Below are 9952 nucleotides of genomic sequence, written 5' to 3'. Positions count from 1 at the left end.
CTGTAACTGTCCGGCTTTAGTGGTATTGGCACTTGGATTTTTTAAGGCGGATCTAGGTTATCCAGCACCCGATTGACGGCCAGTTCACCCAGCATGATCGACTGCTGGATGCCCAGCAGGGTGTGGCCCTGCGATCCCTTCAAGTCTCTGGCGAAGTCACTCGCCATGACGCTTGCCGAAGCCAGCGACACGCAGGCGTATTCCAGCAGAGTGCGGTTGTCGATGTCGGGGGCGATAAGGAAGATTGTACTGGTCATGATTCAGCGTCCTGAAAGTGGGCGGCCACGCCGAATCGTTGCTGATCATAAGGGTGGCAGCTGTACGCAGGTTAGCAGACCGGGTTACGTGAACCGGCGCACCCGAAGGCGCCCTGCGCACAGCGGCCGTCAAGAGCAGGTATGGAAATACCTGCCTTTCAGGAGCGCTAATACGCTTCATGTAACTACGGGCTGCTAAACCCGATCACTGACAATCAGTGACCCGGATCAAGCTACCGATGGCCCGCAAAGCGCACAAGCCGGCGGATTCTGGAGTAGTCGTAGGCAACGCCGCAAGGCGCTGTAGCCTGTCCGAGGGATTTCGGAAATGTCCCACGGCCGGCGGTAAAGCTTCCTGCTGGCTTGGGATATTGTTGGTGTTCTTGCGGACGCCTTCGCGGGCAAGCCCGCTCCCACAGGGTTTCCCGGCGCTACCAAGATTGTGTTCACTGCGCTGAACCCTGTGGGAGCGAGCTTGCTCGCGATTGACGGCGCAGCCGTCACGACTTCAGTGGCTCAACCTTCCGAGTCAACAGCTCAACAAACGCTTTGGCCATCGCCGACTTCTGATCCTTGCGCTGCACCAGCCAAACCGCCGACACCGCCGCCGGATCCAGCAAAGGCCGATAGACCACGCCGTCGATGCGCATCCGCTGATAAGACGCCGGCAACACCGACACACCGAGCCCCGCCGCCACCAACCCGATGATGGTCATCGCCTCGCCGGCCTCCTGGGCGAAGTGCGGGCTGAAGCCGGAATCCCGGGCCAAGCTGAGCAGTTGTGCATACAGACCACTGCCGTAGCTGCGTGGAAAGAACACGAAAGGCTCAAGCGCCAGGGCCGACAGAAACAGGCCCTCTTCGCTGCCCTCTACCAACGGGTGCTTGGAGCTGAGCACCGCGACCAGCGGCTCACGCATCAGCTCGACCACGCTGAGGCAGTCCGGCAGCCCGAGCGGGCGCATGATGCCGACCTCAATCGACTCATCCACCAGCGCATCGGCCACCTGGGTGCTGCTCATTTCCCGCAGATTCAGGTGCACCGCCGGGAAGCGCTGGCGAAAAGAGAAAATCGCCTGGGGAATGGTCGAGTTGAACGGGGCGGATGAGGTGAAGCCAATCTTCAATTCACCCAACTCCCCCAGTTGCGCCCGTCGCGCGACATCCGCCGCTTTGTCGACCTGTGCCAGCACCAGCCGCGCCTCTTCCAGGAACAGCCGACCGGCCTCGCTCAGCTCGACCCGACGATTGGTACGCTCGAACAGCCGCGCGCCGACTTCCTGTTCCAGTGCCTGGATCTGCTGGCTCAGCGGCGGCTGGGAGATGCCCAGCACCTGTGCGGCGCGGCCGAAGTGCAGTTCTTCGGCGACGGCGATGAAGTAGCGCAGATGACGCAATTCCATGGAAACCCCATTAGGTCGTAAAAGCTATCAAACAGGTCGAACAATATATTGGATTGAATCATTAGCCAGCTATATGCTTTTTTCATTGCCTGACCGGCTGCGTCCTCCGAGGTCCCCCGTGAAAACTGCTGTCGCCCCACTCGCCCATGAAGTTCCTCCCGCCGCAAAGGACGCTATCGCCGTTGAGCTGGCAGAGATCTACATCGAAAAAGGCACGCCAGCGTTCATGCGCACGGTGCTGGCACTGTTCTGCGGCGGCTTCGCGACCTTCGCCCTGCTGTATTGCGTGCAACCGATGATGCCGCTGCTGTCCGACGAATATTCCATCAACGCGGCGCAAAGTAGCCTGATCCTCTCTGTCGCCACCGGCATGCTCGCTTTCGGCTTGCTGATCACGGGGCCGATCTCCGACCGCGTGGGGCGCAAACCGGTGATGGTCGCCGCGCTGTTCGCCGCCGCCCTGTGCACCCTTGCCAGCGCGATGCTGCCGAGCTGGCACGCGGTGCTGGCGATGCGGGCGTTGGTGGGCCTGTCATTGAGCGGGCTGGCGGCGGTCGCCATGACCTACCTGAGCGAAGAGATCCATCCGCAGCACATCGGCCTGGCGATGGGCCTGTATATCGGCGGCAACGCGATTGGCGGGATGAGCGGGCGCTTGATCACCGGGGTACTGATCGACTTCGTCAGTTGGCACACGGCAATGCTGGTAATCGGCGGCCTGGCCCTGATTGCGGCAGCGGTGTTCTGGAAAATCCTCCCCGAATCGCGCAACTTCCGCTCCCGCTCGCTGCACCCGCGCAGCCTGCTCGACGGCTTCACCATGCACTTTCGCGACGCCGGCTTGCCGCTGCTGTTCCTCGAGGCCTTTGTGCTGATGGGAGCGTTCGTCACACTGTTCAACTACATCGGCTATCGCCTGCTGGCCGAGCCGTATCACATGGAACAGGCGTTCGTCGGGATGCTCTCGGTGGTGTACCTGTCGGGTATCTACAGCTCGGCGAAAATCGGTGCCCTGGCCGACAAGCTCGGTCGACGCAAGATGCTCTGGAGCACCATTGCACTGATGATCGCCGGCCTGGCCCTGACGATGTTCACACCGCTGTCGCTGGTGATCATCGGCATGCTGGTATTCACCTTCGGCTTCTTCGGTGCCCATTCGGTGGCCAGCAGCTGGATCGGCCGCCGCGCCACCAAGGCCAAGGGTCAGGCGTCGTCGCTGTACCTGTTCAGCTACTACGCAGGGTCGAGCATTGCCGGTACGGCGGGTGGCGTGTTCTGGCATCTGGGTGGCTGGAACGGGATCGGGCTGTTCATCGGCTCGCTGCTGGTGATTGCGCTACTGATCGCGCTGAAGCTGGCGAAGCTGCCGCTGTTGCCACAACACACCTCGGCTACCTGAGTACCAGCTGCGCCTCCAAAACATCGTCACGTTTTTCCAGCGTCAGCGACTGCAACGCGACACCGTTACGCTCCATAACGTCGAGCCACTGTATCAACGGTTGCGCGTTGCCATTGAGGGTCAGGCGCAGCAGGTCGCTGTCGCTGTCCATCTGACGGATTTCCAGCCCCGCTGCCGCTGCGCTTTCACTGATGCCCAGCGACAGGGGCTGACCGAAGTCGGCGGGGACATGGCCGCGCGGTGACGCCCGCTGCATTTGCGCGGCCAGCTCCGCCTGCCGTTGATACTGGCGCTCGACAGTTTCCAGGCGCTGCCGGTTCGGTTGCCAGATCAGGCTGAAAGCCACAACCGCCAACAAGAAAGCCCCCAATACCTGCAACAGCCGTTGTTCGCGCACAGAAAGGCGCCGCCATGCCTGGATCATGCTTCGTCCTCCACGCTGAGGGTGGCGTGCACCCGCTCTGCAGCTTTGTTCGCACTATCGAGCCGGATGGGTATGCCTTGTTGGCGTCCGCGCTCACGCAATTGTTCCAGTTCGGCAAAGCCGCTGGCGGTCAGCTGGATTTTCCAGCCTTCACCGGCCCTGAATTCGATGCGCCGGACCTCGACCGGGCTGGCGCCGATCACCTGCTCAGTCAATCGGACCAACCCCGCAATGCGGGTTTCTTGCGATTCGACAGGCTGGCTTTGCAGGGCCTTGAGTTGCGCTGCCATGTCGATGCGGCCTTGCTCCGGGTAAAGCGCCTTGAATCGCCGTTCATTTTGGCTGGCGAGGCGGCGGGCTTCGCTGTCGATGAAGCGAATCCGCGTCTCGCTGGCCCCCCAGGTCAACAGCGCCAGTATCAACATCACCCATCCACCGGAACGCCAGGGCAGACGTTTGCCGCGCAGGGCGAATGCGCCTTGCAGCAGGTTGATGGCCCGGATCGGGCGATGGGTCAGGCATTGGTCGATGACAGCGGGGTCCTCACGTTCGTCCAGCCATTGCATGTCTTTGGGCAACAAAGGGGTGAGCAGCGCCAGGTGGTCTTGCGACAACGCCATGCGTGCCGAAAGGCTTCCACCCAACAGCCAACGACCGAACCACCAGGCACCGCACGGTTGAGCGCCGGACAACAGATCGGCATCAACGAACACCCCACGCACCGCGATACCCGTCTCGCGCAGCAGGGCGAGCACGGCGGCCAACCGTTCCCGGCCGATGACCATGGCCGGGTAGCAGCCGTCGCGATCACGAGCGCCAACACCCAGATGCACAACGTCCAGCGCCTCGCTCAGTTGATCTTCCACGGCGAAGGCGATGGCCTGGGCCTCGGGTTGACGCCGCGCCGGCCATGGCTCGCTGCGTACCCAACTGCACATTTCCATGGGCAACAGCACATCGACCGACTTCCCCTGCAATGCCGAGGTCGCCTGACTCAGTGGCATCGGCTCGCGTTGGCCGGTGGGGGACCACAGTATGCAAGGCCAGAGTGCGGATGGCGCATCCCGGCCCTCGGCGGTCAGGTAAAGCCAAGTGTTCATCGCGGTCTCTCGTGGCTACTGGTAGGAAGAAAACGTCGTTGCAGTACCGTCAGTTGTTGAGTCTTGGGGTCGTACCCGACATCCGTGGCCAGATGCAATTGGCGCCCGTCCCGGATCACCTGCACGCCGATCCGATACCAGCGGCTATGGGTGCCAAGGCCGTGACTGCTCAAGCCCTGCCCGGAGAGCAATGGGTCCTGCGTAAACGCCTGGACACTCGCCCAGGGCGCTGTTGCGGCCTGAAGCACCAGCGCATCGGCGGTCGCGGCGTCCACCTCGCCGAGCGTTCTCAACAACAGCGCCGGTGCGGTGTTGATGTTCAAGGCGACGTCGGTGGGCAGCAGTGCCACCCAGGGCTCCAGTCGTTGCAGCAGGCGAGCGTCAATGCCGGGAAGCAAGCGCAGCTGGCTCAGTTCCCGCAGCGGCCCGACCTTGCTCAGTTGCACAGGAGGAAGCTCGAGCAGCTCAAGCAGGCGCGCCCAACGGTTGAGGGTGACCTGATCCACCTGGCCCTGGCGTAACAAAGCGTTGAGATTGAAACGCCCGGCGAGGTCATCGATATCGATGCGGATCTGCGCATCCTCAACCTCGAAACCCGGTGCCATGGCCGTCCAGCCCTGAATCCGCTCGACGGGTTTTTCCGTGTCCTGTAGCGCGTCGCGCAACAGCAGCAGCGCCCAGCTTTCCCCGCCCGATGCGAGTTGGCGCAGGTGTATCTGCTGCAACTGTTGCCCGCTGCTTTGCAGCGACAGGTGATGGCTGCGCAACAAGCCACCGGTGATCAGTAGCGCCAGGCTCAGGACCAGCAAAACACTGATCAACGCCATGCCGCGTTGATGCCCGTTCATGGCAATGCACCCGGCATCGGCAACACCCGACGAATCGATTCGAAGCGACCAACCGAGACCTGCACCTCCATCGCCAGGGGCGCCTTCGCGTCCTGCCCGGACGCCCCATGAGCGACCCAGCCGGACTGGCTGTCGAACAGGCGCCAGCTCAACTCGCGAACGTCCTCCAGCAGTTTTTGCCGCTGCACGAGTTCTGTGCCTTCGCCCTGGCTTTCGCGCCACAGCACTTCGCCATCGAGTCGATAGGTCAGTGCCTGAAGCTCACTACGCGGCTGGTCCAGGGGATTGCGCCAGTGACTGCGCTGGAACTGCAAAAGCGGCGGTGCGAGCACCATCGGCTGCGCAGTGACATGCAGCAGATCCCGCTCGATTACCGCCACCGCGCGCTGCAGGCTCCTGAGTTCTCGCTCGTGGGTCGTCACCCCCCGTTGCACCCGCACCACGCTATCGAACAAGCCCCAACTGGCCAGCCCCAACACGGCGAAGATCGCCAGGGCGATGACCAGTTCCAGCAGGGTGAACCCGCGCTGCTTATTCATGAAGCGCGAGTATCCAACCGCTGGCACGATGCAAGGCGTGCGTACTGTTTGCGGGGCTGACTTGAATGTCGACCTGGAGCAAACGTGGATCACCGGTGGCGCTGATGTGTTGATGCAACACCCAGTCGCGCTGATCCATGGAAACCACCTGTTGTTGCTGCCCGGTCGCCAAACCGGGTTGCAGGCGCAATTCGTTCAACCGGTTGTCCGCCAGCCACGCCGCAAACAGTCGCGCCTCAACGGCGCCACGCTGTTTGACCACGTATTGACTGGCCGAAAGCACGGCAGCCGCCAGTGTCGCGAAGACCGCCATGGCCACCATGATTTCCAGCAGCGTGAAACCGCCCATGGCGGATCGGGTTCGCGGGCTAGCCATCGATCTCCACCTCGCCAAGGCCATCGCCGGACAACCTCAGCCAGGTCCGGTTGGTGGACTCGAATGTCAGGGTGAAGACGCTGGTCTCATCGTTGCTGAATATCAACAACTGCGGCGGTCCTTCATCGGCGTCCAGGTCTACCGCATAGCCGTCATGCCGAAAACGCACCCGCATACTCAGGGGCCAATCAGTAAGCTCCGCCACCGGTTCCCAACCGTGAACACCCTGGCGCATCGGCCGGTGGCCATCGGTACTCAGCCGCAAGCCATAGTCCTGCCCCTCGAATACCGCTCGCTCGCGCAATTGATGGATCACCTGCACCATCGCCTCGGCTTCCTGCCTGACCTGGCGCGCGGGATTGCCCCCACCGACAAAGCTCACCATGCCCAGCAAAACGCCGACCACGACAATCACGATCATCAATTCCAGCAAGGTAAACCCTCGGCAGCGATAGCCCACGGATCAATTGCTCCAATTGCCGATTTCCGCTGCAAACCCTTCACCGCCGGCTACGCCATCGGCACCCAGGGAGTACAGGTCGTACGTGCCATCCGTCGATCTCACACCCGGATTGAGGTACTGATAAGGCGTGTTCCACGGGTCGACCGGCATGCTCTTGAGGTAACCCTGAGGGTTCCAGCCACGCGGCGCGGGCAAGCCCGAGGGACGTTTGACCAACGCTTCCAGGCCTTGCTGGGTCGAGGGGTAATGGGCGTTGTCGAGGCGATACATTTCCAGGGCAGTGGCGATGGCCTGGATATCGATCCTGGCGGCGGTGACCTTGGCCTGATCGGGGCGGCTCATGAACTGCGGCACCACAATGGCCCCCAGCACCCCGATGATGACCACCACCACCATGATTTCGATCAGGGTAAAACCGCGTTGCACGCGGGAAAGGCTTTTGCGGGCAGGTTGCATGGATCAATTCACCAATTGGTTGAGGCTGAGAATCGGGAGCAGGATGGCCATGACGATCAGCAGCACAACGCCGCCCATCAGCACCAGCATGGCCGGCTCGAACAGGCTCACCACCAGCGCAATGCGCGCGGCGAGGCTGCTTTCCTGTTGTTCGGCGGCCCGGGCCAACATGCGATCGAGTTCGCCGGCACGTTCACCGCTGGCGATCATGTGCAGCATCATCGGCGGGATGTCGCCGCTCAATTCCAGCCCGCGAGTGAGTGTTCCGCCTTCGCGCACGGAACGGGCGACATCGACCATCCGCGCGCGAATGGTCAGGTTGCCGATGACCGAGGCGGAAATTTCCAGTGCGTCCACCAAGGGCACGGCACTTTTGCCGAGGATCGCCAGGGTGCTGGCAAACCGCGCGGCTTCCATGGCCCGCAGTACTTCACCGATGACGGGCGCACTCAGCAGCCAACGATGCCAGCGCAGACGCCACTGCGGCTGCTGCCAGCTCCAGCGCCACAGGCCGAACAGCGTCGCCAGTACGCCCATCAACAACAGGAAATGGTTGCGCAAGCCGTTGCTCACGCCGATCAGCGCCTGGGTTAGCCAGGGCAACGGCTGGCCGCTGTCGACGAAGATCTTCACCACATCCGGCACCACATAGCCGAGCAGAAAACCGACGATTGCTGCGCTGGCCAGCATCAGGATCAAGGGGTACACCAAGGCCATCTGGATCTTTTGCCGCGAGGCCTGGCGAGCCTGCGTGTAAGCCGCCAGTTGCTCCAGCACATGACCCAAATGCCCCGAGCGCTCGCCGGCGGCCACGGTGGCGCGGAACAATTCGGGGAAGGCCCTGGGAAACTTTCCCAGGGCCGAGGCCAGGGCGTGGCCTTCCATCACCCGGCTCCTGACCGCCGAGAGCAGGCCTGCGACCTTGCGCTTCGAGCTCTGTTTCGCCACCGCCTCGAGCGCTTCTTCCAGAGGCAGCCCGGCCTGAACCAGCGTTGCCAGCTGCAAGGTCAACAACGCCAGATCAGCCGCGCTCAGACCCGCGCCGCGTGGTTGCTTACCTGTGCCGCTGTCGACCGGAACTTCGATCAACACACGCGGCCACACGCCACGTTCACGCAACAGCTGCCGCGCATGACGGGGTCCATCGGCCTCCAGGCGTCCCTTGCAGGATCGGCCTTGGGCATCAAGGGCGCGGTAGTCGAAGGTGGGCATCGTCAGTGCTCCTGGGTCACGCGCAGCAACTCATCGAGGCTGGTCAAGCCTTCCAGCACCCGCTGACGCCCGTCCTGGAACAGGCTGCGCGAGACCTTGCGCGTTGCGTCGACGAGGATTTGCTCACTAGCGCCCTGATGGATCAGCGCTGAGACGGCGGGCGTCACGCTGATCAGTTCGTAGATGCCGATGCGCCCGCGATAGCCGTGCTGGCACTGCGCGCAGCCCGAGGCTTTGAACAGTGCGTGCGATGTGGCCGTGTCGAGCCCCAGGCGCTCACAGGCCGCCGCGTCGGCGGTGTACGAAACCTTGCAATGGGGGCACAGGGTGCGCAGCAGGCGCTGGGCCAGAATGCCCACCAGCGAAGACGCCAACAGGTAGGCATCGACACCCATGTCGACCAGCCGCGTGACGGCGCCGACCGCACTGTTGGTGTGCAAGGTCGACAGCACCAGATGCCCGGTCAAAGACGCCTGCACGGCGATCTCGGCGGTTTCGCGGTCGCGGATTTCGCCGACCATCACCACGTCCGGGTCCTGGCGCAGAATCGCCCGCAGTCCGCGGGCGAAGGTCATGTCGACTTTCGGGTTGACCGGCATCTGGCCCACACCCGGCAGGTGATATTCGATCGGGTCTTCGACCGTGAGGATGTTGCGGGTCTGGTCATTCAGGCTGCTCAACGCGGCGTACAGGCTGGTGGTCTTGCCGGAGCCGGTCGGCCCGGTCACCAGCAGGATGCCGTGGGGTTTGCCCAACAACTGGCACAGGGCCGCGAGGGTATCGTCCGGCATGCCCAGCCGATGCAGGTCCAGGCGCCCGGCCTGCTTGTCGAGCAGGCGCAGCACCACCCGTTCACCGTGGGCCGAAGGCAGCGTCGAGACCCGCACATCGACTTCATGCCCGGCCAGACGCAAGGCCATTCGCCCATCCTGGGGCACGCGTTTTTCCGCGATGTCCAGGCGCGCCATGACCTTGATCCGCGACACCAGCAACGTCGCCAGTTCGCGCTTGGGCCTGAGCATTTCCCGCAGTTGGCCATCCACCCGCATGCGCACCGACAGGTACTGCTCGAAGGTTTCCAGGTGCACGTCCGAGGCGTGCTCGCGCACGGCCTCACCGAGCAGTGCGTTGATCAGGCGAATGATCGGCGCATCGCCCTGTTGCTCCAGCAGGTCGGCGGTTTGCGGCACCTGATCGACCAGGCTGAGCAAGTCCAGTTCTTCGTCCAGCCCTTGGGCTACCTGCTCCATCGCGCTTTGTCCCTCGCGATAGGCTGCCGCCAGGCGTGAGGCGTATTCTTCGGCGTCGACGATGACGAACGGCAGCGTCGACCCGCACACCCGGCGCGCCTCTGACAATGCGCTGAGCGGTGCATCGCTGCGCAGGGCAAGGCGCAGATCGTCGCCGTCACGCTCCAGCAACACACCAAAACGCCGGGCGAAACCGAAGGGCAATTGCTCGCTGAATTCGCCCAT

12 protein-coding genes are annotated in these 9952 nt (G+C 63.0%); 1 reads left to right on the top strand and 11 read right to left on the bottom strand.

All coding sequences use genetic code 11. The annotated features are described in order from the left end of the window. Positions 1 to 41 precede the first annotated feature (41 nt). Both KSS91_RS02640 and KSS91_RS02635 read right to left on the bottom strand, forming a co-directional pair. Positions 42 to 257, bottom strand: coding sequence for a DUF6124 family protein (locus tag KSS91_RS02640; RefSeq protein ID WP_217836975.1), 216 nt, complete (start codon positions 255 to 257; stop codon positions 42 to 44). Between the two features lie 500 nt (positions 258 to 757). Continuing rightward, positions 758 to 1660 (bottom strand): LysR family transcriptional regulator, encoded by a 903-nt coding sequence (locus tag KSS91_RS02635; RefSeq protein WP_217836974.1) that lies wholly within the window; start codon positions 1658 to 1660, stop codon positions 758 to 760. A gap of 118 nt (positions 1661 to 1778) precedes the next feature. Between KSS91_RS02635 and KSS91_RS02630 the strand changes: the two genes are divergently transcribed. Further along, positions 1779 to 3059, top strand: coding sequence for an MFS transporter (locus KSS91_RS02630; RefSeq protein ID WP_217836973.1), 1281 nt, complete (start codon positions 1779 to 1781; stop codon positions 3057 to 3059). Here the strand turns inward: KSS91_RS02630 and KSS91_RS02625 are convergent. The 9 genes from KSS91_RS02625 to gspE are packed head-to-tail and all read right to left on the bottom strand — an operon-like array spanning position 3052 to position 9952. Continuing rightward, positions 3052 to 3483: a type II secretion system protein M gene (locus tag KSS91_RS02625; RefSeq protein WP_217836972.1), complete on the bottom strand. Its 432-nt coding sequence runs from the start codon at positions 3481 to 3483 to the stop codon at positions 3052 to 3054. The two genes, KSS91_RS02630 and KSS91_RS02625, sit on opposite strands and share 8 nt — an antisense overlap. Next, a complete protein-coding gene (gspL, locus tag KSS91_RS02620) occupies positions 3480 to 4583 on the bottom strand; it encodes a type II secretion system protein GspL (protein ID WP_217836971.1) in 1104 nt (367 codons plus the stop codon). The genes KSS91_RS02625 and gspL overlap by 4 nt, the downstream gene beginning before the upstream one ends. Then, positions 4580 to 5431 (bottom strand): type II secretion system protein GspK, encoded by an 852-nt coding sequence (locus KSS91_RS02615; RefSeq protein WP_217836970.1) that lies wholly within the window; start codon positions 5429 to 5431, stop codon positions 4580 to 4582. The genes gspL and KSS91_RS02615 overlap by 4 nt, the downstream gene beginning before the upstream one ends. Then, complete coding sequence (locus tag KSS91_RS02610; protein WP_217836969.1) at positions 5428 to 5970, bottom strand: type II secretion system protein GspJ; 543 nt, start codon at positions 5968 to 5970, stop codon at positions 5428 to 5430. The genes KSS91_RS02615 and KSS91_RS02610 overlap by 4 nt, the downstream gene beginning before the upstream one ends. Then, the gene (gspI, locus tag KSS91_RS02605; protein ID WP_217836968.1) at positions 5963 to 6346 is read right to left on the bottom strand and encodes a type II secretion system minor pseudopilin GspI; all 384 of its coding nucleotides are present in this window, start codon (positions 6344 to 6346) and stop codon (positions 5963 to 5965) included. The genes KSS91_RS02610 and gspI overlap by 8 nt, the downstream gene beginning before the upstream one ends. Further along, entirely contained in the window at positions 6339 to 6806 is a 468-nt protein-coding gene (gene gspH / locus KSS91_RS02600) for a type II secretion system minor pseudopilin GspH (RefSeq protein WP_217836967.1), read from the bottom strand. The genes gspI and gspH overlap by 8 nt, the downstream gene beginning before the upstream one ends. Before the next feature lie 3 nt (positions 6807 to 6809). Further along, on the bottom strand, positions 6810 to 7265 hold the full coding sequence (gene gspG / locus KSS91_RS02595; protein WP_217836966.1) for a type II secretion system major pseudopilin GspG: 456 nt from the start codon (positions 7263 to 7265) through the stop codon (positions 6810 to 6812). Positions 7266 to 7268: 3 nt separating this feature from the next. After that, the gene (gene gspF, locus KSS91_RS02590; RefSeq protein ID WP_217836965.1) at positions 7269 to 8477 is read right to left on the bottom strand and encodes a type II secretion system inner membrane protein GspF; all 1209 of its coding nucleotides are present in this window, start codon (positions 8475 to 8477) and stop codon (positions 7269 to 7271) included. 2 nt (positions 8478 to 8479) lie between these two features. After that, positions 8480 to 9952, bottom strand: a complete 1473-nt coding sequence (gene gspE, locus KSS91_RS02585) for a type II secretion system ATPase GspE (RefSeq protein WP_217836964.1) — start codon at positions 9950 to 9952, stop codon at positions 8480 to 8482.

Origin of the sequence: Pseudomonas azerbaijanorientalis (assembly GCF_019139795.1) — a bacterium.
GTDB classification, from domain to species: Bacteria; Pseudomonadota; Gammaproteobacteria; order Pseudomonadales; family Pseudomonadaceae; genus Aquipseudomonas; species Aquipseudomonas laurylsulfatiphila.
Note: the sequence above shows the minus strand (reverse complement) of the source record. Positions and strands in the feature narration are given on the sequence as shown.